Genomic DNA, 25136 nt, shown 5'->3' on the forward strand with positions numbered 1-25136 from the left:
GACCTGAGAGATCTCGTCGAGCAGTTGGACCGCCGAGATGCCGCCGCCCACCACCACGACGTGCTTGTCCGCGAACTCCTCGGCGCTGTGGTAGTCGCGGGTGTGCAGCTGGCGACCGGCGAAGGTTTGCGCCCCGGGGTAGTGCGGAACGAACGGATGCTCCCAGGTGCCCGTGCAGTTGATCAGGCCGCGTACCCGGATCTGGCCCGCCGTGTCGGTCTCCGCGTTGAGCACCGCACCGCGCTCGGCGGGGGCGCCATCCTCGGTGCGATCGCAGACCACCGTGACCGATACCTGCCGGTGCACCCGCAGGTCGAAGCGTTTCTCGTACAACTCGTAGTAGTGCGGAACGGCGGACGCGGCGGGCACGGACGACGACTCCGGCGGCAGTGTCTCGGCGAACGACATACCGGGCAGATCGTGCACGCGGTTGACCGTGTCCAGGGTGAGGGAGGGCCAGCGGAACTGCCACGCGCCGCCGGGACCGGGGGAGCGGTCGACGAGCAAGAAGTGCCGCTCGGGACGCAACCCGAGGCGCTGGAGGTGGTAACCGGCCGAGAGTCCCGCCTGACCAGCGCCGATCACCAGGATGTCGAAGTCGGTCGGCACAGCCGGTGATCGTATCGCCCGGCGCGAAACGGGTAGTCGGCTATGGCAGAGTGAAAGAGATCAGACGGACCGTTCAGTCGGGGAGGTCGCATGCTCGGGGTCAGCCGGGACGGTGACGTGGTCACCATCGAACTTCAGCGCGAGGAGCGCCGCAACGCGCTGAATCACGAACTCGTGACCCTGTTGCGCGAGGCCGTGCTCGCCGCGGTCGCCGACCAGGCCCGTGTCATCGTCTTGACCGGGCGCGGCCCGGTGTTCAGCGCGGGAGCCGATCTGTCCGGGGTGTATTCCGGCGATTTCCTGTCCGGGTTGCTGGATATGCTGCACGCCATCGAATCGGCGCCGGTCCCGGTGATTTCGGCGATCAACGGGGCCGCGATCGGGGCCGGTGTGCAACTGGCGCTGGCTTCCGACCTGCGAGTGATCGCGCCGGAGGCCTACATCGCGGTGCCCGCGGCGAAACTGGGCATCACCGTCGATCGGTGGACGGTGCGCAGGCTGGCCGCCTTGATCGGCGGCGGTCCGGCGCGGACGGTGTTGCTGGGGGCCGAACAGATATCGGCCGACGATGCCTACGCCTTCGGGTTCGCCAACCGGATCGGCACCGTCGCCGACGCGCAGGCATGGGCCAAGCACATCGCGGCGCTGGCCCCGCTGTCCCTGCGGCACATGAAGCTGGTGCTCAATGACGACGGAACGCGCGATCCGGAAACCGCGCAGCAGCGCGCGGCGCTGGAAGCCGCGTGGACGAGCGAGGATGCCAAGGAGGGTCGTTTGGCCAGGCAGGAAAAGCGCCCTGCGAAGTTTGTGGGGCGATGATGGACATCAAACGGATCGCGGGCGCCGCCGCGGGCGCGCTCGGCATCACCTGGGTGGTGCGGGCCGTGTGGGACATCCCCTCGTCGATGGGCGCTTCGATATCGGCGATCCAGCCGTACGCGGTGGGTGCGGCCACCTATCGCGGTCGACAGTTCCACAACACCGAGCCAAGTAGCCAAGTGGTCGCCGGTTCGGCTCCCTCGCTTCTGGTCTCGGCGTTGACCCAGCGCAACGCGGGCCGACCGCGGGGCCGCATTCCACTGCGGACACCGCAGCAACCGGCCGCGGCGAGCGCTCTCGCCGTCACGTGGTACGGCCACGCCACGACGTTGATCGAGGTCGACGGGTACCGGATTCTCACTGATCCGGTCTGGAGCGAGCGGGTTTCGCCGTCGCCCCTGGTCGGCCCGGCGCGCATGCATCCGGTGCCGCAGCCGCTGGCCGACCTGCCGCCGATCGACGCGGTGCTCATCTCCCACGACCACTACGACCACTTGGACAAGGAGACCGTCCGGGAGCTGGTGGCCCGCCAGAGCGCACCATTCCTCGTCCCGATCGGTATCGGCGCCCACTTGCGGCACTGGGGTGTCCCGGAGGATCGCATCGTCGAATTGGACTGGGGCGGTTCGGTGTCGCTCGCCGAACTCGGCCGGGATCGCGATGGCGTGGATCTGGCGATCACCTGCACGGAGGCGCGACATTTCTCCGGACGCGGTCTGCTGCGCAACACCACGCTGTGGGCCTCCTGGTCGATCATCGGTCCCACCCGGCGCGCCTACTTCGGCGGCGACACCGGCTTCACCAAGGCGTTCGCCGAGGCGGGTGCGGCACTCGGCCCCTTCGATCTGACGTTGCTGCCGATCGGCGCCTACGACGAGCGCTGGCCGGATGTGCACATGAATCCCGAGGAGGCGGTCCGGGCGCACGCCGACCTGTGCGGCGGGAATCCCGGTCACGGATTGCTGGTGCCCATCCACTGGGCCACGTTCAATCTCGCCTTCCACGGCTGGTCCGAGCCGGTCGCGCGCATGGTGGCGGCGGCGCGGGCGGCGGGCACCGACGTCGCGGTACCGATGCCCGGACAGCGTGTGGACCCGTCGAGCGCCCCACCTGCGGATTCTTGGTGGGAGAATATCGGCTGAACGACTCCGGACAATCGGCGACAGGAAGGATCACGGCGATGAGCTTCGCGGATACGGTCAAAGGCCTGGTCGGCAAGGGGAAGGACGCGGCGGCGAAGAACGCCGACAAGATCAATCAAGCGGTCGACAAGGCCGGTGACTTCATCGATCAGAAGACGCACGGCAAGTACTCGGACAAGATCGCCAAGGGCAAAGAGGCCGCCAAGAAGGTGGTCCCGCCGGACAAGTCCGGACCGCACGCCTGAGTCCGCGGCGGAGACCGCACCGCGGTCTCCGCCGCTACACTTCGGATATGGTGGCCCGCCGCGAGTTCGGTGGTATCGAGGTTGACCTGAGCAACCTCGACAAGGTGCTGTACCCGGCCACCGGAACTACCAAAGGCGAAGTGATCGCCTATTATTCGGCTGTCGCGCCCGCCATGCTGCCGCATATCGCGGGGCGCGCCGTCACCCGGAAACGCTGGCCCAACGGGGTCGACGAACCCTCCTTCTTCGAGAAGAATCTCCCGTCGCACGCTCCCTCCTGGATCGAGCGGCGCACCCTGCACCATTCCGACCGCAAGGTCGTCTATCCGCTGATCGATTCCGAAGCGGGGCTGGCCTGGCTGGCACAGCAGGCCGCGCTGGAAGTCCATGTGCCGCAGTGGCGTTTCGACGACGACGGCATGGGCCCGGCGACCAGGCTGGTGTTCGACCTGGACCCGGGCACGGGAGCGGGGCTCGACGAATGCGCCGAGGTGGCGCTGGCGGTCCGCGAGATGGTCGAGGGCATCGGGCTGCACGCGTTCCCGGTGACCAGCGGCAGCAAGGGCATTCACCTGTACGTGCCGTTGGATCGCGTGCTGAGCCCCGGCGGCGCGTCCACGGTGGCGAAACAGGTGGCCACGAATCTGCAACGGCTGCACTCGGAGCTGGTCACGGCGACGATGGCGAAGGCGGCGCGCGGCGGCAAGGTCTTCCTGGATTGGAGTCAGAACAACCCGGCCAAGACCACCATCGCGCCCTATTCCATGCGGGGAAGGGCGGAACCGAACGTCGCGGCTCCGCGCACATGGGAAGAGATCGAGAACCGGAAGAAACTGCGGCAGCTGCGGTTCGACGAAGTGCTGGCGCGGTACCGGTCGGACGGCGATCTGCTCGCCGACCTGGATCCGCCGCTCGCGCGGGACGACTCGCCCGCGCCGGACGCGCTGACGAAGTATCGATCGATGCGCGATCCGTCCCGCACGCCCGAGCCCGTGCCCGCCGAGTCGCCCGCGCCGGGGACGAACAACCGCTATGTCGTGCAGGAACATCATGCGCGACGGCTGCACTGGGACGTGCGGCTGGAGCGCGACGGGGTGCTGGTCTCCTGGGCAGTGCCGAAAGGCCCGCCGACCTCGCCCGACCAGAATCGCCTCGCCGTGCACACCGAGGACCATCCGCTGGAGTACCTCGACTTCCACGGCGCCATCCCGAAGGGCGAGTACGGCGGCGGGGAGATGACGATCTGGGATTCCGGCACCTATGAGACCGAGAAATGGCGCGACGACGAGGTCATCGTGGAGTTCCACGGCAAGCGGCTCACCGGTCGGTACGCGCTCATCCAGACCAACGGCAACCAGTGGCTGATGCATCTGATGCGTGCGCGTGACGGAGCCGAACCGCAGGAGCCGCAGCAGCCGCAGGGCCGGATCATCCGTCCATCGAACGGCTCCACGACGCTTCCGCGCGGCTTGGCGCCGATGCTCGCGACGCACGGCGAGGTCGCCGAGCTCGGCGCCGACGAATGGTGCTTCGAGACCAAGTGGGACGGCTTCCGGCTGATCGCCGAGATCGATGACGGTGCGCTGACCCTGCGTAGCCGGGCCGGGAATGTGGTGACCGACCGCTATCCCCGCATCGCGGCGTTGCGGCGGGAACTATCCGGACACCAGGTGGTGCTGGACGGCGAGGCCGTCGTCTTCGACGATCACGGCGTCGCGAATCTCGGCTTGCTACAGGCCGATGCGGCGCGTGCGGTGTTCGTCGCGTTCGACGTGTTGTATCTGGACGGCACGTCACTGCTGCGCAAACGATATTCCGATCGCCGCAGGGTCCTGGAAGCGCTCGCCGCGAACGCGCCGTCGCTGGTGGTGCCGCCGCGACTGGACGGCGCGGGCGCCGACGCCTTGCGCTACAGCCAGGAGCAGGGGCTGGAGGGCGTGGTCGCGAAACGCAAGGATTCGGTATATCTGCCGGGCAAGCGCGGGCACGCCTGGGTGAAGCAGCGCAATTGGCGCACCCAGCAGGTGTTGATCGGCGGGTGGCGGCGCAGCGCGGCGCGGGAGTTCAAGTCGCTGCTGATCGGCATCCCGCACGACGGCGGGCTGTACTACGTCGGCCGCGTCGGCACCGGCTTCAGCGAGCCGGACATGCGGGAGCTGGCCGCGCGGCTGCGCAAACTGGAACGCAAGACCTCGCCGTTCGACAACGAGCTCACCGCCGAGGAACGCAAGGAAGCGGTGTGGGTGACGCCGAAACTCAGTGGCACCGTGCGGTTCATGAACTGGACCGAGATGGGCCGGTTGTGGCACCCGGCATGGCTCGGCCCCGCACCCGGTGCTGGGTAGGGTTGTGGCGCGGTTGTTCCAGCGCGAAAACGAGGAGTGCACGGTGGACTTCAAGAACCTGGCGGGTAAGGCGATGGACCTGGCCCAGAAGAACGCGGACAAGCTGGACGCGGTCATCGACAAGGCGGGCGACCTCGTGGACGAGAAGACGGGCAACAAGTACTCGAGCCAGGTGGACGCCGCCCAGGACGCGGCCAAGAAGGCTTTGCGGGACAAGTGAGCGTCCGAACGGGACCCGGCGCGGGCCCGGGTCCCGTTCCGGGTCAGTCGGTGCCCGTGAGCAGCGGGGTGATGGTGGCGATATCGGTCACGAGAGCGTGGCCCTGGAACTCGAAATCGTCGTAGGCCCGCGCCATGGCTTCCTTGTCCCGGCCGCCGACCGCGTCGCTGATCACCACGGGAACGAATCCGAGATCGGTGGAATGCGTGACCGTGGGCGCGATGCCGATCTCCAGAGCGACGCCCGCGATCGCGTAGGCGCCGATCCGCAGGTCGCGCAGCATGGAGGCCAGCGGAGTGCCTTCGAAGGCCGACATCGACGTCTTGTCGAACACCACCTCGTCGGCGCGCGGCCGCAGCTCGGGTACGAGCTCGAAGGCCGGGGTGTCGCGCTGCAGGATGAAGCGCACCTTGTCCACCGAATCCACCTGCTGCCAGTTCATGGCCATGCGCAACGCGAAGGTTCCGCTGAGCCGCTCGGGCAGGAAGAAGTGGCGAAGGAAGACCACCGGGTAGCCGCCGGAGCGCGCCGCTTCGACCACGCCGACCACCCGTTCGATGATCTCCGGGCCGTCCGGCAACTGGCTGAGCACACCGACCTGCATGTCGTAGACGATCACCGCCATCCGGTCCGGGGCGCACAGGTCGCCGAGTCCTTCGGGGATGTCCAGTCCGTTGCCATGCCGCATGCTCGGCTACTCCTCGTGGTCGCGCTCGCGCTGCGGGCGGGTTGCGCCGGACAGCTATTCACTTGCGCAGGGGACGTTTTGGCCAACACTGTAGCCAGCCCGGCGGACAGCGACGGCGGTGGGTGTGACCTGCGATCGACCGTTGCCGGGCCGGTCGGCCCAGCAGTACCGTTGAAGCCTGGAGGTCAGGTGAGCCGCCGCCGACCGCGCCGGGACACCTGCCGCCTCGCCGGGACTGGGGAGGCTCTGATGAAGGATGCTCACGCGGCGCCTGCTCTCGCGCAGGGCCGCCCTGCGCGCACCACGATCCTGCGGGTCCTGCTGGCCGCGTCGACCGCGCTTGCCGCCTGCCTGACCGCCGCCCCTGCAGCACACGCCGAGCTACCGCCGCCGGATCACGATCCGTTCTACGCCGCCCCAACGGATCTCGCGCGTTACCACAACGGCGCCGTGCTGGATTCCCGGCCGATCGCGTTGTTCGGGCTGCCCCTGCCGATTTCGGCATGGCAGGTGAAATACCGCAGCACCGATTCGAGCGACGACCCCGTCGCCGACGTGGCGACCGTGCTGGTTCCGATACTGCCGTGGTTCGGCCCCGGCGCTCGGCCCCTGCTGTCGTATCAGGTGCCCGAGGACAGTCTCGGCACGCGGTGCGCGCCGTCGTTCGCACTGCGCGGCGGCTGGGACTCCGGCGCGGTGAACACGCTGATCGATACCCCGTTCATGGCGGAGGCACTGCGCCGCAGGTGGGCGGTGGTGGTCAGCGACTACGAGGGACCGCGGTCCCGCTTCCTGGACGGAGTGAACTCGGGACGTGGCGTGCTGGACGGCATCCGGGCGGCCCGCGATCTCCCGCAGGCGGGGCTCGGGCCCGCGACGCCCATCGGCGCCTGGGGCTACTCCGGCGGAGCGTTCGCCACGCTGTGGGCGGCGCAGATGCAGCCGTGGTACGCGCCGGACGTCCGCCTCGCGGGCATCACTTCCGGCGGAATCCCGGCGGATTGGCCCGCCATAGCCGCCGACGCGGACGGCAGCTTCCAGACCGGGCTGGCGTTGCTCATCCTGTTCGCGCTAGCCCGTAACGATCCCGCGTCGGGCGTGCTGGATTTGCTCAACGAGCAGGGGCGCGCGGCGCTGGCCGAGAACGGAGCGGCCTGCGGGTCCGATCTGGTGCCGATATACGCGGGCGCGCGGATCGCCGACTTCACCGCCGTGCCGGATGTACTGTCGCATCCGGCGTTTCGCGCCGCGACCGACGCGCAGGAACTCGGCGGCAGCGCGCCGGAGACGCCGATGTACCTGTACCACAGCCGCACCGACGACGTGATTCCCGTGGCGGGCTTCACCGACCTGGTCGGTCGGTACTGCGCCGAGGGGGCGACCGTCACCTCGGTGCACTCGATGCTGCCCACCCACAACCCGGCTGCGATCGGTGAGGCGCCGGGCGCGATGAACTTCCTCGCCGACCGGTTCGCCGGTCTGCCGGTGGTTCCTGGATGCCGTGAGCGGTAGGTGGACGACCGCCTCGAAAGCCGCTGCGCGATACCTCGGGACGTAACGCGACGCGTGCTCGCGGGCGCGGCTTCTCGGCAGCGCAGACCACACACAAAGGAAGCGCACCGAATCGCGGTCGATTCGGTGCGCTTCGTGCCCGGCCCGGTCAGTTCTGCGAACGTCCGGTGGTGTCCATCCATTTGGTGGTGCCGGGCGGGGCGGCCAGCGTGCTGATCAGATCGATACCGGCGATGATCAGGGCAGGCCCGCCGACGACGATCGTGCCGATGATGCCGCCGATGCCGGCGCCGGCGAGCACGGTGCCGATCCCGATCGGACCGCCGATGAGGCCGGTCAATCCGACGAGCGCGCCGATGACCGTGCCGATGAACCCGCCCACCGCGGTGGCGATGCCGAACTGCGACAGGAAGGCGTCCATCGCGCGCTGGTTCTCGAACGGCGACGCGACCGGCGTGGCCACCGGGCGGGCCTGCGCCGCGTCCTTCACGACGGTCAGTTCCAGGACGCGGCCCGCATCCCGCACGAGGTGGGCCATGGGGTATTCGAGCCCGTCCTGGCGGAAGGCGAGTGGCAGCGTGACCGCGACATTGCCTGCGGCGTCCTTGATGTCGACGGCGTCACCGCGCACGTCGAACGTGCCCGCGGTGAGTGTCGTGACGATCTTGTCGCCGACCAGCTGGGCTTCGTACCCGATATCCGGGACCGGTGCCGCAGCCGCTTCCGCGTGCGCGACGCCGGCCCCGACCGCGAGCGCGGCGACGAGTGGAGCTGCGGCGGCGGTGACTCTCCGGAGAATCATTCTCGGTTTCCAATCTTCATCAGGTTTCAAGCATTAGAGAACGCGACACACGCCGAAATTCCTTCCCCCGCCGACGTGTACATCCGCGATGTGATCCAAAAGACAGTTACTTCCGAGTGATAACTGTACTGGGGCGCATGGGGTTTGGGACACGATTTCAGAGGGTAATCTTCCGACTTTTGCAAGCGAATGGGAAATAGCTATCGGCTATTTCCTTGCCCCGAGTCGAGTGCTCCGACCGTGCGGGCTGGGTGCCGCATGGGTGGATAAAGTGCAATGCGTCGAATCGGGTCATTAATTCAGAGTCTTTCACAAGATGTTGGCCGATAGGTGTAAGCCGCAGTAGCGCAAGGTCTTTCGGCGGCGGTGTGTCGGGTGTGGCGAGGGGCGTCCGGCCTCGGGTGCGACTGTGGACCGGGGTAACCCGGTCGGTGGTGCGGCGGAGTCCTCGGTTCGCCGTAGCGAGGACCGGCCGCTATGTGTACGAGACGCGAGCGTTGTAGGCCAGGCACGTTCGGGGTCGCCTGTGGAGTCTTCTGGAGAGATACCATTCGGTCTGCAAATGGTCAGCGAATTGGTCCGCCGGAATTTCACCGGCGCCCACCAGGGGCCGCAACCGACCGGGATCCGGTTCGAACCCCGCGTTCAGGCGCACCGTCGTTCGGGCCCGCGCTCAGAGCAACACGTGCAGCCCGATGGAGCCGAGGCAGACGCCGACGACCAGCACGAGCGCGACAGCGTCGCGCAGGCCGGGTGCGCTGGGACGGGCGGTGAGCTGCCCGGTGCCGCCGCGCGCGGTGATCGCCTCACCCAGTTCCCCAGCGCGGCGGGTGGACACCGCCATGGCCGCGGTGAGGATGTCGATGAGCGGATTGTCGGCCGCGCGAGCGATCATGCCGTCCTTGGGGCGGAGGCGGCGAGCGGCGCGCAGCACCCGGATCTCCTCCATGAGCAGCGGCAGACCGCGGAAGGTGAGCGCGACGACGACCGCCCACTCGTCCACCGGCACCCGCAGTCGGCGCAACGGCGCGCCCAACTTGGCCAGCGCGGGCGCGATGTCGCCCATCGGCGTGGTCCACGCGATGAGGAAGGAAGCCGTCACCAGGATCAGTCCGAAGAGCAGAACCTGGGCATAGCGCAGCACTGCCGTGGCGCCCACCGGCACGTTGATCAGGGCTCCCGCGGCGAGCAGCGCCCAGAACCACCACGGCAGCCGCGGCACGGTGCCCAGCGGCAGCCGGGCGACCGCGCCCACCGACACCAGGAACACCGCCATCACGCCGAGCACCGGCCAGGACGGCAGGAACATCAGCAGCACGCTGATCAGGAACACGCCGATCATCTTCGTGCCCGCCCACAACCGGTGGACCGGGCTGTCGACCGGCACCTGGCGCAGCAGAACGGTGCTCATCATCGACCTCCGTGCTCGAGCCGCCACGCGGCTTCCCCTGGCGCGTGCACCGAGCCCGGCCCGGAATCGGCTCGCGCGGCGGAGGCGCTCGGCGCGGGCGCGGTCTGCCGCGCGGACTCCGCGCCCAGAATGCGTCCCGACCGCAGCTGTACCGTCCGGTCGCACACCGCCGCCATGTCGGCCACGTCGTGCGAGATGACGATCAGCGTCAGACCGGAATCCCGTAACCGCGCGAGCAGTTCCACGATGTCGGCCCGGCCCTCCGGGTCGAGACCGGCCAGCGGCTCGTCGAGGACCACCACTTGGGGGTGGCTGGCCACGATCGCCGCGAGCACCACCCGCTTGGCCTGGCCGCCACTGAGTTCCTCGATCGAGCGTGCGGCCAGCGTGCGGTCCAGCCCCACCGCGTCCAGCGCCCGGCCGACCGCGCCCGAGCCGGTCGCGCGGCCGCCCCAATCCGCGATCTCCGCGCCGACGGTCTGCTTCTGCAGTTGCAGGCGGGAGTGCTGGAACGCCAGGCCGACCCGGCCGATCTGCTTGCCGATCGGCTTCCCGCGCAACTCGGCTCGTCCCGAACTCGGTTCGATCAGGCCCGCCATGATCCACGCCAGGGTGGATTTGCCCGAGCCGTTCCCGCCGACGATCAGCAGGGCCTCGCCTTGGCGCACGGACAGGTCGACGCCGTGCAGGGCGGGCGCTTCCCACGGCGTAGCACGGTTGTAGGTGTGCCGGACGTCGCGCAGTTCGAGGATCGGCGCACCCATCGGCCCGCGCCGGGTGTCCTGCGCCGGACGCGGCCACGCGGGCAGATGCGCGACGGTGCGCCCCCCGGCCAGGTGCACCACCCGGTCGGCAACCGCGGCGTCGGCCTCGTGGTGGGTCACCAGCACCACGGCCATCGAGTGTCGTTTCGGCAGCGCGGCCAGCAGGCTCACCAGTTCGCGCCTGCCGTCCGGATCGATCATCGAGGTCGCCTCGTCGGCGATCAGCAGCGCGGGCCGCCGGGCCAGCGCGGCGGCGACCGCCAGCCGCTGTTGCTGTCCGCCGGAGAGCGTCGCGGTCTCCTTCAGCCCCATCCCGGCGAGTCCGACCTCGCCGAGGAGCGCGTCGACATCCACTTCGGCGGCGAGTTCGGCGGGCAGTCCCCATACGACGTCGTCGGCGACCAGCACGCCGAGGGTCTGGCTCTCCGGCCGCTGCAACACCAGCGCCGTCCCGCCCAACTTGCCGAGCCCGGCCGACCCGGGCCGCTGCACCGATCCCGAGGTGGGCGGCAGCCCGGCCAGCAAACGGGTCAGCGTGGATTTGCCCGAACCGTTGTGGCCCACCACGGCGACGAATTCGCCGACCCGCACGGTCAGGTCGATGCCGCTCAGCGCATCGCGCGGCGCTCCGGGATAGCGGAAGGCGACGTCGTGCAGCGTGACCGGGAGCGGTGCGACGGGCCGGTCGTCGACCGGCGCGTCGAGCCGGTCGCGGCCGGGCAGCCAGGCCAGGCGGTCCAGCACCGAGCCGAGGACGTACCAGGAGAAGACGCCGGTGGCCACCATGCCGAGTGCGACGCTGCCGCCCACCCACGCCCACCACCAGTGCAGCACCGAGTCGGTCAGGTCCGCCGCGAGCTGCCCCAGGGGCGCCAGCTGCTCCTGGCGCGCCGCGAGATCCTGCAGGCCGCGCGACGCGTTGCGGATGTTGTCGAACAGCAGCTCGCGGGTGGTGGACAGCAACGAAAGCGATCCGACGGCGAACGCGGCCCAGGCCAGCCCGGCGAGCAGCGAGAGCCCGAACGCCGCGACGACACCGCCGCCGCGCCGCTTCACCGCGCCGATGATCCCGCCCACGGTGGCCGACGCGACCAGTGCCGTCGCCGACGCCATGCCCGCGGCGACGAAGGTGACCAGCGTTGCCGCGATCGTCGCGGTGACCAGGGCGCGCAGCCGGAAGCGGTGTGCGATCAGCCCGATCGGGACCGCGCCGACCAGCTGTAGCGCGGCGGCGAACGGGATGACCGATCCGATGGTCACCAGCCCGACGGCGGCTCCGCCGAGCACGGCGCCGGTGGCCAACTCGATCGGACGCAGCGGACCGCGCACATCCGATTCGCCCGGACGGGCCAGTTCATTCACAGCACAAGTCTGCCAGCCCGGCGGGCTCTGGCGGGTCGAGGCGAATCCGGGTGGGCCCGGTTCGCCGGGGCGCGCTTCGTCATGAGACGGGCGTGAGAGTGTAGGCCTTGGGGTCGAAGCGACGGGTGCGGCGACGATAGCTCGTCTGCGAGCCGGGCCAATTGTTGGTGATGCGGCCGGCGGCGTTGCGGTACCAGCTGGAACAGAAGTTCCACGGGGTCCTGGCCAGGCGCTGCTGGAGCGCGGTGTTGTAGTCCTCCTCGAGGTCCGCGCGGACGTCGACGCAGTGGCCGGGGTGCTCGGCGAGCCACTGCACGGCTTGGCGGATGTAGCGGGTCTGCGACTCGATCATGTAGATGATCGAACCCACGCCGAGATTGGTGTTGGGCCCGTAGACGAGGAAGAGATTGGGAAAGTCCGGCACCGTGATGCCGTAATACGCGTGCGCGCCGTCGGCCCACGCGTCGGCCAGCCTGCGCCCGCCGCGGCCCCAGATCTCCATCGGCCAGAGGAACTCCGTGCCCTTGAAACCGGTGCCGTAGATGATCACGTCCGCTTCGTGCGTCGTCCCGTCGGCGGTGCGTACGCCTTGCGGGGTGATCTCGGTGATGGCGGTGGTCTCCACCCGCACGTTGGGCCGGGTGAGCGCGGGGTAGTAATCGTTGGAGAACAGCGCGCGCTTGCACCCGATGGGATAGTCCGGGGTGAGTTTGGCCCGCAGCTGCGGGTCCTCGACCTGTTCGGCCAGGTGCCGGGAGGCGATGCGGGCCACGAACCGCGCGATGGCGGGCACCTCGACCAGCCCGAGCGAGATGAACTCCGCGATCGACCACCACCCGAACCGCTCGGCCAGCAGCGCGCCCGGCACCCGCGCGAACAGATTGTGCTGGATCGCCGAGTAGTCGGTGTCGAACTTCGGGACCACCCAGGCCGGCGTGCGCTGGAACAGAGTGAGCTGGGCGACCTCGGGCTGGATCTCCGGGATGTACTGAACGGCGCTCGCCCCGGTGCCGATACAGGCCACACGTTTGCCGCGCAGGTCGACGTCGTGGTTCCACTCGGCCGAATGGAACGACGGGCCCGCGAAGGTGTCGATGCCGGGGATGGCGGGGAGGGACGGACGCGACAGCTGGCCCACCGCGGAGATCAGCACGTCCGCGATCCAGCTCTTCCCGTCGGCGGTGCGGACGGTCCACCGGCCGGTGGCGTCGTCGAATTCGGCGTCGCTGACGCTGGTGCCGAAACGGATCGCCGAGAGCACGCCGTGGCGTTCGGCGACGCCGCGCAGGTAGGCGTGGATGGCGGTCCGTCCCGAGTACCGCTGCGGCCAGTCCGGCTTCGGTTCGAACGAGAACGAGTACAGCGGCGACGGGACGTCGCAGGCCGCCCCGGGGTAGGTGTTCTCCCGCCACACACCGCCGATGTCGGTGGCGCGCTCCAGGATGGTGATGTCGTCGAAGCCGTTGCGGCGCAGCTCGATCGCCATGCCGATGCCGCCGAAGCCCGCGCCGATGATGAGGATCGATGGTCGATTGCGCGCTGTCATGTGAGGCTCCTCACTGCGACCGTAGATGTCTCCACTGTAAGAGCAGGCGTGTCGGCGCATAGAGAAATTCGGCCATAATGTCCGCGTGGAGCGGGTACAGGATCCGGATATCCGCGATTGGAACTTTCCGCGCGGGGTGGCCAGCGTGGCGCTGATGGTCGGATACGCGGCCGAACACGGCGTGCCCGCGGCGCGCATGCTGCACGGCACGGCGCTCGGTGAGCAGCAATTGCGTGATCCGGATGTACAGATCGATGCGCATACCGAACTGGCCGTCATCCGCAATCTCGTCCGCGCACTCGCCGATCGGCCCGCGCTCGGCGTCGAAGTGGGCCGCCGCTACCGGATCACCACCTTCGGTATCTTCGGCTTCGCCTGCGTCAGCAGCCCGACGCTCGGGGAGGCGATCAGCTTCGCGCTGCGTTATCTGGACCTCAGCTTCACCTTCTGCATCCCGGTGGCCGAGTGGGGCGAGAGCGAGTTCGTCGCGGTGGTGCACGACGAGTCGGTGCCGACGGACGTGCGTCAATTCCTGGTCGAACGCGACGTCACCGCGATGCACCGGGTGATGAGCGATCTGCTCGGCACACGCTTGCCGCTGACCAGGGCGGAATTCCGCTTTCCCGACCCCGGCTACGCGGAGCGGATCGCCGAGGTGACCATCGTGCCCCCGAGCTTCGACATGCCGCACAACCTGTTCGCGATCGAACCCATGCTGCTGGAACAACCGTTGCCGCAGGCCAATGAGCAGACCTGGACGATGTGCCTGGCGCAGTGCCGGGAGCTGGTGCACCGCCGCAGGGCGCGCACCGGCATCGCGGCCGAGGTGCGCGAACGTCTCGTGCCGCGCGGTGGCGCGGACGGGTTCGCCGCTCCGCCCGGCATCGACGCCGTGGCGAACGATCTCAATATGAGCACCCGCACGCTGCGGCGGCACCTCGACGCGGCGGGAACCAGCTATCGCGCGCTGCTGGACGAGGTGCGGCGCGCTCTGGCGGAGGAAATGCTCACCGCCACACCGCTGTCCGTGAGCGATGTCGCCATCCGTCTGGGCTATGCCGAGGCTTCGACCTTCATCTTCGCCTTCAAGCGCTGGACCGGGAACACTCCGGCGGCCTATCGCCGCGAACGCGCCGTCCGGCGTTAGCTCTCTTCGCCGCGGCCGCTCCTGCTGCCGGTGTACGCCAGCTCGCGAATCTTGCCGATGGCTTTGGGAAACAGCTCCACCTCGGCCGGGTGATTGAGCATCGGATCGAAGTAGTCCGTGCGGTACTCGGCCGACTCGGCCGGACGCAGCGTGAGTTCGGCGACTCGCCAAGTCGGTCCGCCGAGGCGACCCGCGGTGAGGGTGAAGCTGACCAGGTCCTCGTGGAGGTGGGCTTGCATCGCCTCCAGCGACGCCGACGCGGGCTGCACGCTGTCCGGCTCGGCGAAGAACCAGGTGGGCGAGGAGTTGCTGATCCGATAGGGCATCAGGCAGCCGTACCGTGCGCTGGCCCAGCCGCGCGCGGGGGTGATCACCAACCGGCCCAGCGGTCCTCGGCCGGTGGTGGCCAACGCGAAATCCCAAGGCTGCTCGTCGCGATCGAGCACTCGGAACGCCAGGCCGAGCACGTCGGGCAGGCCGTCCGGCAGCCCGATGCCCTTGGACACCCGCGCGATGACCGCCCGATCGCCGCTGCCGAACAGCGGCTCGAACTCGGGCTCCGCGTGCAGACGGCCGGCCAGGTGCAAGCCCGCCGGGTGGAATACCCGCGCATGCCGGATCCTGGCTCCGGCCGCGAACGCGTTCTTCACCACTGCGGCTGGTAGATCGACCATGGCGGATCCTCCCGGTAGGCGTCGTGTGCCTCCCGATTGCCCCGGCTCGTGGCAGGTAAACCGTCGTCAGGCCGGTTGCACGCCGATTCGGCCGCCCATCGGAACCGTCCGGAAATGGCTGGTGAGGCGATGGTCGGCGCCGATGACGTGCAGCGCGACCGCAGGGTCGGGCGCGTAGTCCATGACGTGGTCGGGCAGGTCGAGTTCCCACTCGCCGCTGAGCACCGAGGCGGTGCTCGGGGCCACCAGAAGCGGGCGTCCCCCGAAGGTGGTCGTCGCGGCGGAATGCGCGTGCCCGGTGAGTACGCCGACGATCCGGTCGTCGCCGGCCACCAGGTCGGCGAGCCGTTGCGGCTCGGCCAGGGAGATCACGTCGACGATCGGGCTGAACAGGTGCGCGGGCGGGTGGTGCAGGGCGAGCAGGATCGGCTTGCCCGCGGGCGCCGCGGCGAGCACGCCGCCGAGCCAGTCATAGGTCTCGTCCGCCAGTTGTCCGCCCGGCTGCCCCGGGACGCTCGAATCCAGCAGCGCGACGGTGAGATCGCCGATGCGATGCGCGTGGTTGATCGGGGCGTCGGAGGCGGGCTCGCCGAGCAGGCTGGTGCGGAAGCCCGCGCGGTCGTCGTGGTTGCCGGGGATGGCGTACACCGGGATCTCGCTGTCGAAAGCGGCCTTGGCCTCCGCGAACTGCTCGGGTTTGCCGGAATCGGTGATGTCGCCGGTCACCAGGATGGCGTCCGGCCTGCGGCGCAGCCCGGCGACGAAGTCCATCACCCGCCGCACACGCTGGGCGTTGCGGGTGCCGAGATCGAAATGGGTGTCGCTGACCTGAGCCACCAGGATCATCGGCATTCGCTTTCGCTAGGGGTTCGCTGCATTGCGTCAGATGGCGCGCGCGTCGCGTCCGCGGCACGCCATCAGGCTAGTTGACCTGCGCATTACGCGTCGTCATGACGCTCGCCACCGCGCGGACGGTACTCGCCGTGTTGTGCGCTGGATCACAGTGTGGGGTTCAGTGGCGGTCAGGACGAGGGGCGGTCGGAGACCGTGTCGGAGAGGGTGCGCAATGCGCGCAGGAATGCGCTGCGATCCGGTGCGGGCAGCCGCTCGAGCAGTCGATCCTCCCCGGCCTGGATGTCGCGCTGGGCGCGGTCGCGCAGGGCGCGGCCCGCGTCGGTGAGCGACAGCAGGTTCACCCGGCGGTCGGCCGGGTCCGGTTCGCGCGTGATCAGGCCGCGGCGCTGTAGCTCGTCGAGCACGCCGATGATCCGGGTCTTGTCCGCGCCGATCGCCTTGGCCAGCGCCGCCTGGGTGTACACGGGTTCCGCGCCGAGGCCGAGCAGTACGGAATAGCCCCACATGGACAGTTCGTGCCGCTCCAGGATGGGCAGTTCGAGGGCCATGAGCGCCCGCCCGAGCGGCACGATCATCGCGGCGAGATCGGGACGGGCGTTCGGCATGAAACGACGATACTGCTTGGCAAATCGTAAGCTTGAGCATACGATATGCTCATGCTTACTGATACTCCGGAAAAGTTGCGCGACCGGCATGCCCGTTCCGTTCGATTGAGCGTGGACGCCGTCGACCGCATTCGCCCTGATTCCCTGGACGCCGAAACACCGTGCGCGGGTTGGCGTCTTCGTGACCTGCTGGAACACATGATCGCGCAGAACCACGGCTTCGCCGCCGCCGCGCGGGGCAGCAAAGCTCTCGAGGTCTGGGCCGTGCGCGCGTCCGCCGATCCGGTCGCCGACTATCGCGCCTCGGCCGACGACGTGCTCGACGCCTTCGCCGCCGAGGACATCCTCGAGCGCGCGCTGGTGCTGGCGGAGATCCTGCCGGACCGAGGGATTCCCGCCGTCCAGGCGATCGGTTTCCACCTCGTGGACAGCGTCGTGCACGCCTGGGACGTCGCTCGATCGATCGGCGAGACCATCACCCCCGATCCCGACGTGGCCGAAGCGGCGCTGGCCATCGCCCTGGCCGTCCCCGACGGTCCCGAGCGCTCCGCTCCCGGCGCGGCCTTCGCCCCGGGGCTGTCCGTTCCGGAAGAAGCGTCGACCCTCGACCGGATCCTCTTGCTTCTCGGCCGTTCGCCGAACTGGCCGGGCTGATTCGCCCGAGCGGCCGTGAGACCGCTTCTGTTTGCGCACAGGGTGGGCCACCTGGGGATGACTGTGGACCAATCGTGAGCCGATGTCCGCCGCTCGGTGGGGGAGATACAGCAGTCGCGCCCGTATTCGCGCCGACGTTTCCCGCTCCGCAGCGCTAGCCGGGCTTTCGCGCGATCGAGGTTCAAGTGGTTCGCAGCGGTCGACGCCCAGGCAGCGGGCGCTGCGACGACCGCACTGCTCCTGACTAGGCGAGCGTCCGCAACAGGTCGGCTGCGCGATCGAGGGCCGTCGGGTCGGCGGATTCGTGCAGCGGACCCCAGAAGTCCGCATCGGGCTCGGCGGCCAATGTCAGTTCCGGTGGGGTGCGCCAGGAAGCGGTGAGGCCGAGACGCCAGGAGTGCAGGTAGGTCCGTGGGTGGGTGCCGGAGCGGTCGAACAGGGGATCGCCGACGATGGGATGGCCCGTCCAGGCCAGGTGGACGCGAATCTGGTGGCGACGGCCGGTCACCGGGCGCAGCGCGAGAACGGTGTGCGCCGGACCCCGCAGCACCGTCGCGAACCGGGTGACCGAGGGGTAGTTCTTGGCAGGCAGCAGGTCGGCGTCGTTTACGAACCACCGACCCGCCTCCTGGCGGATGCTTTCGCGCGGCGCCGCGATCCGCACCCGGTTCTTACGTCCCACGCTGAGCGGCAGGTCGAACACGCCCGTATCGGGCAGGCCGGTGGCCGCGACGACGGCCAAGTACGCCTTGTCGGCGGTTTGTTTATTGAATTGCCTGGTCAGCTCGCCGTGGGCGCCCAAATCTTTCGCGAACAGGATCAAACCGGAAGTCACCTTGTCGATCCGGTGCACCGGATACAGCGTTTCCCCCACGGCCGCCGCCAACTCGACGATATCGGTGTCGTGGCGCTCACCCATGACGGAGATCCCGGCGGGCTTGTGCAGCGCCAGAATCGCCGCGTCCTCCTCGACGAGGCAGCGTGCGCGTAGCTGTGACCAGTCCTTGTCCACCGGACGAGCCTAGGGCGGCCATCGGCGGCGGGCGGCACTCGGTGCTATCTGCCGTTCTTGCCGTTGCGGCGCAGCAGGTGCGGGCGTAGGCGGTTGAAGCCGCGCACCCGGACGCTGCGCAGGTGTTTGATCGCGAAGGCCGGGTTTCCTTCCAGCGCGGCGGCGGCCTGGTCATCGATCAGAACGGTGCCGGGCCGCGCGACGCCGGTGAGCCGGGAAGCGATGTTCACCACGGAGCCGTACAGATCGCCGAACCGTTGCAACACCGGGCCGTAAGCGAGGGCGACGCGCAAGTCCGGCGTGCCCCCGACCATCATGGTGGACTCCTGGATGGCCAGCGCTATGCGGGCGGCCTCGGTGGCGCTTTCCGTGGCGAACATGACTTCGTCGCCGACGTTCTTGATCACCCATCCGCCGTTCTCGGTGATGGCGGCGGTGGTGGTGGACTCGAACGCCTCCAGCAGCATGGACAGCTCGTCGGGGTGCAAATGCCTGGTCAGCCTGGTGTAGCCGACCATGTCGGCGAAACCGACGGCCAGTTCGCGCACCGACTCGCCCGCGCTCGTCCCCGGGTCGAGCGACCGGGACAGCGACGCGGCCAGATGCCGTCGCCACGCGTAGATGTTGAGCTGCTCCAGCGTGGCGATGGCGCCTTCGGTGGCGGCGCGCACCGTCTCCTCGGGGTCGGCGCCGGGATCGGCTCGGGCGACGCGTTCCTCGATCTCCGCGAGCACCAGGTCGACCTGCCATTCCGCCAGGCGCGCCATCCCTTGGCCGAGCGTGCGCGCAGTCGCCGACTGCTGCCGGGTGTCGGCCGAGGACAACACGTTCAGCTGCTCGAAGTTGCGCACCGCCGCGACGTCGGCGTCGGCGTAGTCGACCGCTTCGTCACCGATGCTCGAGGGAAAACCGAGCGCCGTCCACAATCGCTGGGTGAGCTCCGTCGTCGTTCCCGACTGCTCGGCGACCTGCGTGCGGTTGTACCGGCGCGCTCCGTCGAGCAGATAGGACTCGACGACCGATCGCACCAACTCGGACCTCTCGCTGGGCACCATGATCGGTACCTTACGGGCCGGATCGGACGGGGCGGCTTTCATTGGGGGAGTTCACATATCTCCTGCCGCGCTATGCCGATTCCGGTGCCGCAGCGATGGCGTCCACGCCCTCCGAGATCCCGCCGAACTGCCGCCCTACGGCGCGGGTTCGGTCAGTCGATGCCTTCGACGATGCGGAAGTCGCGCTCGACGCCGTCGGAGAGGGCGACCAGCGCCTCCTGGTAGGCCGCACTCTCGCGCGCCGCGACGGCCTGCTCGAAGCTGTCGAACTCGATCAGAATGGTGCGCCCGGCGATTCCGGCGTCATACGCCCCGACCCGACCGCCTCGGCTGAGGACTCGACCGCCCCCGGCCCTGACGGCCGGACCGGCCAGCTTGTCGTAAGCAGCCAGCTTCTCAGGGTCCGAAATGGTGCGATAGACGCTGACCCAGTAGCCCTTGGGCATGGAACCTCCAGTGTTGGGATGAGTACATTCGACTTACGGGTTGGTCTCGGACGAACGTCGGCGGGCGAGAGCGAGGCTTGTCAGCGTCGTGATCGCCATGGCGCCGATGCCGATAAGCGCGGCGGTGGTGTAGGCGCTGTCGTCGGGGAAGAGATGGCCGGGACCGGTGCCCGCGGCGAGGATCAGGCCGCCGATGGCGCTGCCCAGGGAGTACCCGACGCTGCGGACGACGTAGTTGAAGCTCATGGCGCTCGACGTCTCGCTCTTGGGAGTGACGGCCAGGATGACGCCGGGCATCGCGGCCGAGAAGCCGCCGACGCCGAAGCCGAGCACGCCCATCGCCGCGAACAGTTCGGCCAAGTCCGACCGGGCCGCCGCGAACAGGGCGAACCCGCCGCCGACCACGACGGCGCTACCGGCCAGGAGCAGGGGGTCGGCGAACCGCGTCCGGACCCGCGGCGTGAGCTTGCCGGCGACGAACCCCAGCACCGAGAACGGGATGAGGACCAGCCCGGCGACGAAGGTCGTCAGCCCGAAGCCGTAGCCGGCGCCGTGCGGCGTCTGCGCGTACCGGGTGATGAGCGTGAGCAGGAGGTACATGCCGATCCCGCCGACGAACATGGCGAGGTTCGCCCCGGCGACCGCTGGGTGCCGCACCGCCCGCACATCGACCAGGGGCGTCGTGCCGCGCAGTTCGATGACGGCCCAGACGCAGAGCAGTACCACCGCGACGACGGCGAGGCAGGCCGCCACGGCGAGGTGCCGGCTCCACAGATTCCGTTCGCCGGCGAGGACCAGCACCAGGAGCAGGGCAGCGGCCAGGAAGACCGCGCCTGCCACGTCCACGTGGGCGGAGCGGCCCTCGGGGGCTTCGGGCATGGAGCGCCACGCGGTCAGGAGGGCGGCGGCGGTGACGACCAGGCCGAGGCTGTAGGCGGCCCGTACCCCGCCGAGCTCGGCGAGCAGTGCGGCCAGCGGGTAGCCGACGCCGGCCCCGATGATCGAGACCACTGAGATCAGGGCGATCACGGCCGCGCTGCGCTCCTCGGGGAGGTGGTCCCGGGCCACGCCCATCATCAGCGCCGTCAGCCCGAGCCCGACGCCCTGGGCCGCCCGGCCGGCCAGCAGCCACGCGAACGGCAGCGGCAGCACGGTGAGCGCGCTGCCTGCGACGACGACCGCCAGCGTGGCGAGGATCGTGGCCCGCCGGTGCGGGCCTGCTCCGAGCCGGCCCAGGACCGGCGTGGCGACGGCGCCGCTGAGCAGCGCGATGGTAAGCGTCCACTGCGCGCTGCTGAGCGAGACGTGGAGCGAGGTCGCCACGCTGGTGATGAGCGGCGTCCCGAGGCTGGCGACCGCCGCCACGACCAGAGCGATGAACATCAGGGCGGGCACCAGCAGACGCGCCTCGGAACGCGCCACCGGGAACGCCCTCACCTCGACCCCGTCGACCGGCTGCCCGGTCACTGCTTCGGTCCTTCGCGGTCCTGGCTTTCGAGCTCTGCCAGACGCTTCAGCGCCGGAAGGGCCGCCACCAGCGCCTCGACCTCGTCGCCGGTGAGCTCGCCGATCAACCGCTCGAACGCCTGGACGCCCGCCTCGCGCCGCGTCCGGACGTAGGAGGCGCCGGCCTCGGTCAGGCACACCAGCGTGACCCGCTTGTCGGACGTGTCGCCCCGCCGCTCGACCAGGCCGGACTCCTCCATCACCCGGACCAGGGCGGTCATCGCGGGCTGGGTGACGCCCTCGACCGAGGCCAGATCGGTGATGCGCCGCGGGCCGGTCCGGTCCAGGGTGGCCAGGGTGGCGGCGGACGTCAGGCTCATGTCCCGGGGTAGGCGTCTCGTGGCCCTGGTGGCCAGACCGTAGAGGGCTGCTCCGATGGCGGCGGACGCGCCAGGAGCGGTGTCGTGACGACTCATGCTCAAAGCATAGCATTTTTATATTCATATTTTATGGAAATGGGTCAGCCTGTGCAGCACACCGCCGCGGTATGACCACCGAGGTCATCGCAGCCCACGGCACGCTCCGCTAGCGTCGGGAGGACGAATGAACCACGGAGAGGAGGCCGTTTTGGTTAAGACCGGGCGGGCCGTCCGGCGCGAGGTCACCGAGGGCGTGCTGGACCGCGGCATGCCGTACTACGCCATCGGCTCCGGCCGGCCGTTGGTGTTCCTCCGGTGGTTCAGTCCCGACCACGCGAATCCCCGCGGTCGGCTGCTCGACTCCGAGGTGAAAGTCCTGCGGCCACTGGCACGGAGGTTTCGCGTCTACGCGGTGAGCCGCGCGCCCGGCATGGCCCAGGGCAGCACGATGTCCGAGATCGCCACCGAGCACGCGGACGCGCTGCGCGCCGAGTTCGGCGAGCCGGTGGACGTGCTGGGCATCTCGTCGGGCGGGTCGGTGGCGCTGCAACTCGCCGCCGACCATCCCGAGGTCGTACGTCGCCTCGTCGTGGCGTCGTCCGGGTGCCGCTTGGATCCGGTCGCCAAGGAAGGCCAGATGCGCTATGCCGAAGCGGTCCTGCACGGGCGCCGGGCGATGCACCATCTCGCGTCGAGCAGCGTCGCCTCGCCTGTCGCCGCTCGTCTCGCGGCGGCCGCCATGTGGTTGCTGGATCCGTTGAGCCGCCCGCGAAATCCCGCCGACACCTACGCCTTTCTCCGCGCCGAGGACGAATTCGACCTCACCGACCGGCTCGGCGAGATCCACGCGCCGACGCTCGTCATCGGGGGCGAACGAGACACCGCCTACAGCCTCGCCACCTTTCGCCGCACCGCCGACGGCATCCCGGATTCTCACCTCCTCATCTACCCCGGCGCGGGCCACGTGAGCGCGATCAGACGCTCCCGCTTCGCCATCGACGTCACAGAATTCCTCGACCAACCCGCCTGACGTGCCACGGACGCGGCCGGGGTACCTGGTGGCCGCTCTTCGCGGGGCGATCCGACGACAAGCTCTCGGGACGCTGATCGTTGTCCGCCGCGTCATGGCTCGGGGGTCGGCGTCCAGTAGCCGGAACGGTGGTTTCCCGCAGCCGCGCGGATCGCCGCGTGGAGACGATCGGTCAACTGGGCGGGCGCGGACAGATCGCCCCAGGTCCAGCGCACGATCACCCAGCCGAGGGCGCGGAGCCGCTCCTCGCGAATCTTTTCCGCCGTGGCCACCCGAGCGACGGGCAGTGGGCCGCACGGTGCGGCGCGGCGATGGTCGTCGAACTCGCCGATCACACCGAGATCGGGGAACAGGAAATCGACGCGACCGACACAGATCTCGTCATCGGAGAAGACGCGAGCCTGCACTTCGGGGGCGGGAAGACCCGCCCGGTGCAGCAAGATGCGGCTGAGCGAGGCGCCGACGTTCGCGCTGCGCCCGTCCAGGAAGTCGAGGACGAGGGCGGCTCGGCGGCATCCGGGCCGGTGCCGGGCCCGGCGCAGGTGTTCTTGCAGTTCCGTCGTGGTGGTGAGGCCCTGCCGCAGCGCGGAATCCCCCAGGGCGACCGACTGGTCGAATCCTTCCGAGCGGGCGATGTCCAGGACCGTCCGCGCGGGGGTGGTCACGCGTATGTCGTCGACCAGGGTGATCTCGTCGGGCTCCATCCGGGCCGAATGGACCACTACTCGTCGACTCAGCCGGCCGCCGTTGATCCGGTTCCTGGTCAGATGGACGCGGTCGAGCGGGATGCCCCACGTCGTCATCCCGTGCAGCACCGCCGCCGAACAGTGGCTCGTGACGGCGGAGTCGGACGTGGACTCCGCGGTGGCCAGCGTCATCAGCAGATGCCTGCCGGTGGCGCCGAGACCGGAGCCGGGCGTGCTCAGATAGTGCCCGGCGCGCAGCCGGTGCCATTTCCCGGTTCGGCACAGCCGGTGCAGCGTCTTGTCGGACAGGCCGGATGCCAGCGCCTGCTGACGCGAGATCAATTGCGGTGCTTCCATACCGACGATCGTGATCGACCGGCGATCCGTGACGCCCCGCCGCGGCGGCGGATGTGGACAACACGCGGGCTGTGGACAACTCCGGAGGGTCAGCCCATCTGGGTCATTCCGGCCGCGACCACCTGGGCCACGTTCAGCACTTCGTCGGCGGTGGGCAGCGGCACGCCGTCGAGCGCGTGCAGCCGGTCGGTGCTGGCGATCGCGAACATCGCCGAAACCCAGGCCGCGGCGCACGCGCGCAGGGTTCCGGGGCGAACCGGGCCGGGGGCGCTCGCCTGAAGCACCTTCGCGGTCACCTCCAGCATCTGATCGCGCAGGCGGCGCAGTTGCCGCCGCACGTCGGGATGGGTGTCGGCCTCCCGCCACAGGATCACCCGCAGCACCGACGAGTGGTGGTCGCGCAGGTTCAGCGCGGCGTCGAGGTTGACCAGGCTCGCCGCCGGATCTCCCGGCGCAACCACGGTGCCGATGTCGTCGATCGGCCGCGCGGGCACCCGCTCGGACATCAAGGCGGACAGGATCGAATCCTTGGTGGGGAAGTAGTAGAAGACGAGTCCTTTGGGGACGCGGGCCGCGGCGGCGATGGCCGCCGTCGCGGTGGCGTCGTAGCCCTGTGCCGCGAAGAGGTCCTCCGCGGCGTCGAGGATCAACTGCCGAGCGTCGCCGTCGGCTTTCGCGCTGCGGCGACGCCCGGCGCGCCGGGTTCCCGGTCGCTGCATCAGTGATGCGGAGCCATGTCGTGCAGACGCCCCGACACCGTCGGCAACGCCGCGACCGCGACCACCGCCGTCACCACCCCGACTACCCATGCGGTCCAGGATGCGCTGCGGTACTCGGTGAAGTCCATGGCCCACGGCGAGATGAACAACAGCAGGCCGCACAGGCCCATCGCGTAGTCCGCCGACGCCATGTCGGGGCGGGCCATCTGTGCCAGACCGGTGACGGCGATGAGCACGCCGAGCACGATCAGCGACCACATTGCCTTGTTGTTGTGGTCTACCCACAGGGGTGACAGTGCGGCGAAGGCTCCGAGCACGACGGCCAGGAGATCCTGTGCGCGGCTCTCGGTGAACATATCTACCTCCTCAGGCTGTGCGTATGTCCTGACCTCGGTCTAGTCCTGATTGACCGCCCGATCAACAGCGGAACGGACACGGTTGCGCGTCGATTGCCCGCTGCGGGGAAGTGATGGTCCTCACAGAGGAATGAACCAAGCAAAGGTTAGGGTGAGCTTCGTCGCCCCGCCGGTTCCGTGGAATCGGCGGCCGGATTCCAGTGAAGGGAT

26 protein-coding genes are annotated in these 25136 nt (G+C 69.3%); 9 read left to right on the forward strand and 17 right to left on the reverse strand.

The window, feature by feature from the left end; translation table 11 throughout:
• Positions 1–609: flavin-containing monooxygenase (locus tag ON21_RS03425; protein WP_039795191.1), on the reverse strand; the 609-nt coding region annotated here is incomplete at its 3' end.
• 90 nt (positions 610–699) lie between these two features.
• On the opposite strand from ON21_RS03425, the gene ON21_RS03430 reads away from it, so the two are divergent.
• From ON21_RS03430 to ON21_RS03450, 5 genes are read left to right on the forward strand one after another with little or no spacing between them, the layout of a single operon-like run.
• Positions 700–1428 carry an enoyl-CoA hydratase gene (locus ON21_RS03430; RefSeq protein WP_039795193.1) on the forward strand — a complete coding sequence of 243 codons (729 nt, stop codon included), beginning with the start codon at positions 700–702 and terminating at the stop codon, positions 1426–1428.
• Positions 1428–2570 carry an MBL fold metallo-hydrolase gene (locus ON21_RS03435; RefSeq protein ID WP_051020273.1) on the forward strand — a complete coding sequence of 381 codons (1143 nt, stop codon included), beginning with the start codon at positions 1428–1430 and terminating at the stop codon, positions 2568–2570. The genes ON21_RS03430 and ON21_RS03435 overlap by 1 nt, the downstream gene beginning before the upstream one ends.
• Before the next feature lie 38 nt (positions 2571–2608).
• Entirely contained in the window at positions 2609–2815 is a 207-nt protein-coding gene (locus tag ON21_RS03440) for an antitoxin (RefSeq protein WP_039795196.1), read from the forward strand.
• Between the two features lie 47 nt (positions 2816–2862).
• Positions 2863–5160 carry an ATP-dependent DNA ligase gene (locus ON21_RS03445; RefSeq protein ID WP_039795198.1) on the forward strand — a complete coding sequence of 766 codons (2298 nt, stop codon included), beginning with the start codon at positions 2863–2865 and terminating at the stop codon, positions 5158–5160.
• Positions 5161–5203: 43 nt separating this feature from the next.
• A complete protein-coding gene (locus ON21_RS03450; protein ID WP_174372119.1) occupies positions 5204–5380 on the forward strand; it encodes an antitoxin in 177 nt (58 codons plus the stop codon).
• Positions 5381–5423: 43 nt separating this feature from the next.
• Here ON21_RS03450 and ON21_RS03455 read toward each other — a convergent pair whose 3' ends face one another.
• A complete protein-coding gene (locus tag ON21_RS03455) occupies positions 5424–6068 on the reverse strand; it encodes a cysteine hydrolase family protein (RefSeq protein ID WP_039795202.1) in 645 nt (214 codons plus the stop codon).
• Between the two features lie 249 nt (positions 6069–6317).
• On the opposite strand from ON21_RS03455, the gene ON21_RS03460 reads away from it, so the two are divergent.
• Entirely contained in the window at positions 6318–7580 is a 1263-nt protein-coding gene (locus ON21_RS03460) for a lipase family protein (RefSeq protein ID WP_051020275.1), read from the forward strand.
• Between the two features lie 148 nt (positions 7581–7728).
• Here the strand turns inward: ON21_RS03460 and ON21_RS03465 are convergent, their stop codons facing one another.
• From ON21_RS03465 to ON21_RS03480, 4 genes are all read right to left on the reverse strand, one after another.
• Positions 7729–8382: a DUF8020 domain-containing protein gene (locus tag ON21_RS03465; protein ID WP_039795203.1), complete on the reverse strand. Its 654-nt coding sequence runs from the start codon at positions 8380–8382 to the stop codon at positions 7729–7731.
• 673 nt (positions 8383–9055) lie between these two features.
• Positions 9056–9793 (reverse strand): energy-coupling factor transporter transmembrane component T family protein, encoded by a 738-nt coding sequence (locus ON21_RS03470; RefSeq protein WP_039795205.1) that lies wholly within the window; start codon positions 9791–9793, stop codon positions 9056–9058.
• Positions 9793–11919 carry an ATP-binding cassette domain-containing protein gene (locus ON21_RS03475; RefSeq protein WP_063821007.1) on the reverse strand — a complete coding sequence of 709 codons (2127 nt, stop codon included), beginning with the start codon at positions 11917–11919 and terminating at the stop codon, positions 9793–9795. The genes ON21_RS03470 and ON21_RS03475 overlap by 1 nt, the downstream gene beginning before the upstream one ends.
• Before the next feature lie 79 nt (positions 11920–11998).
• Entirely contained in the window at positions 11999–13465 is a 1467-nt protein-coding gene (locus ON21_RS03480) for a flavin-containing monooxygenase (protein ID WP_039795208.1), read from the reverse strand.
• A gap of 85 nt (positions 13466–13550) precedes the next feature.
• On the opposite strand from ON21_RS03480, the gene ON21_RS03485 reads away from it, so the two are divergent.
• Complete coding sequence (locus ON21_RS03485) at positions 13551–14612, forward strand: AraC family transcriptional regulator (RefSeq protein ID WP_039795211.1); 1062 nt, start codon at positions 13551–13553, stop codon at positions 14610–14612.
• On the opposite strand, the gene ON21_RS03490 is transcribed toward ON21_RS03485, so the two are convergent.
• The 3 genes from ON21_RS03490 to ON21_RS03500 form a co-directional block, all read right to left on the reverse strand.
• Entirely contained in the window at positions 14609–15286 is a 678-nt protein-coding gene (locus ON21_RS03490; protein ID WP_039795212.1) for a hypothetical protein, read from the reverse strand. The two genes, ON21_RS03485 and ON21_RS03490, sit on opposite strands and share 4 nt — an antisense overlap.
• Before the next feature lie 66 nt (positions 15287–15352).
• Positions 15353–16138 carry a metallophosphoesterase gene (locus ON21_RS03495; RefSeq protein WP_245562447.1) on the reverse strand — a complete coding sequence of 262 codons (786 nt, stop codon included), beginning with the start codon at positions 16136–16138 and terminating at the stop codon, positions 15353–15355.
• Between the two features lie 170 nt (positions 16139–16308).
• Positions 16309–16746 (reverse strand): MarR family winged helix-turn-helix transcriptional regulator, encoded by a 438-nt coding sequence (locus ON21_RS03500; RefSeq protein WP_039795214.1) that lies wholly within the window; start codon positions 16744–16746, stop codon positions 16309–16311.
• Positions 16747–16797: 51 nt separating this feature from the next.
• Between ON21_RS03500 and ON21_RS03505 the strand changes: the two genes are divergently transcribed.
• Complete coding sequence (locus ON21_RS03505; RefSeq protein WP_051020282.1) at positions 16798–17400, forward strand: TIGR03086 family metal-binding protein; 603 nt, start codon at positions 16798–16800, stop codon at positions 17398–17400.
• A 244-nt stretch (positions 17401–17644) separates the two neighbouring features.
• Here ON21_RS03505 and ON21_RS03510 read toward each other — a convergent pair whose 3' ends face one another.
• From ON21_RS03510 to ON21_RS03530, 5 genes are all read right to left on the reverse strand, one after another.
• Positions 17645–18412 (reverse strand): RluA family pseudouridine synthase, encoded by a 768-nt coding sequence (locus ON21_RS03510; protein ID WP_039795218.1) that lies wholly within the window; start codon positions 18410–18412, stop codon positions 17645–17647.
• Between the two features lie 44 nt (positions 18413–18456).
• Complete coding sequence (locus ON21_RS03515) at positions 18457–19467, reverse strand: adenylate/guanylate cyclase domain-containing protein (RefSeq protein WP_039795243.1); 1011 nt, start codon at positions 19465–19467, stop codon at positions 18457–18459.
• A gap of 152 nt (positions 19468–19619) precedes the next feature.
• On the reverse strand, positions 19620–19913 hold the full coding sequence (locus tag ON21_RS03520; RefSeq protein WP_039795220.1) for a DUF1330 domain-containing protein: 294 nt from the start codon (positions 19911–19913) through the stop codon (positions 19620–19622).
• 33 nt (positions 19914–19946) lie between these two features.
• Complete coding sequence (locus tag ON21_RS03525) at positions 19947–21380, reverse strand: MFS transporter (RefSeq protein ID WP_039795222.1); 1434 nt, start codon at positions 21378–21380, stop codon at positions 19947–19949.
• A complete protein-coding gene (locus tag ON21_RS03530) occupies positions 21377–21835 on the reverse strand; it encodes a MarR family winged helix-turn-helix transcriptional regulator (RefSeq protein ID WP_245562448.1) in 459 nt (152 codons plus the stop codon). Before ON21_RS03530 ends, ON21_RS03525 begins: the two co-directional genes overlap by 4 nt.
• Before the next feature lie 151 nt (positions 21836–21986).
• Here ON21_RS03530 and ON21_RS03535 point away from each other — a divergent pair, with 151 nt between their 5' ends.
• Positions 21987–22808 (forward strand): alpha/beta fold hydrolase, encoded by an 822-nt coding sequence (locus ON21_RS03535; protein ID WP_039795245.1) that lies wholly within the window; start codon positions 21987–21989, stop codon positions 22806–22808.
• A gap of 92 nt (positions 22809–22900) precedes the next feature.
• Here the strand turns inward: ON21_RS03535 and ON21_RS03540 are convergent, their stop codons facing one another.
• The 3 genes from ON21_RS03540 to ON21_RS03550 form a co-directional block, all read right to left on the reverse strand.
• Positions 22901–23851: a type IV toxin-antitoxin system AbiEi family antitoxin domain-containing protein gene (locus ON21_RS03540; RefSeq protein WP_039795226.1), complete on the reverse strand. Its 951-nt coding sequence runs from the start codon at positions 23849–23851 to the stop codon at positions 22901–22903.
• 89 nt (positions 23852–23940) lie between these two features.
• Positions 23941–24570 (reverse strand): TetR/AcrR family transcriptional regulator, encoded by a 630-nt coding sequence (locus tag ON21_RS03545; RefSeq protein WP_039795229.1) that lies wholly within the window; start codon positions 24568–24570, stop codon positions 23941–23943.
• Positions 24570–24926 (reverse strand): SPW repeat domain-containing protein, encoded by a 357-nt coding sequence (locus ON21_RS03550; protein WP_039795232.1) that lies wholly within the window; start codon positions 24924–24926, stop codon positions 24570–24572. The genes ON21_RS03545 and ON21_RS03550 overlap by 1 nt, the downstream gene beginning before the upstream one ends.
• Between the last annotated feature and the right edge of the window lie 210 nt (positions 24927–25136).

Origin of the sequence: Nocardia araoensis NBRC 100135, from assembly GCF_000308435.1 — a bacterium.
GTDB lineage: Bacteria > Actinomycetota > Actinomycetes > Mycobacteriales > Mycobacteriaceae > Nocardia > Nocardia araoensis.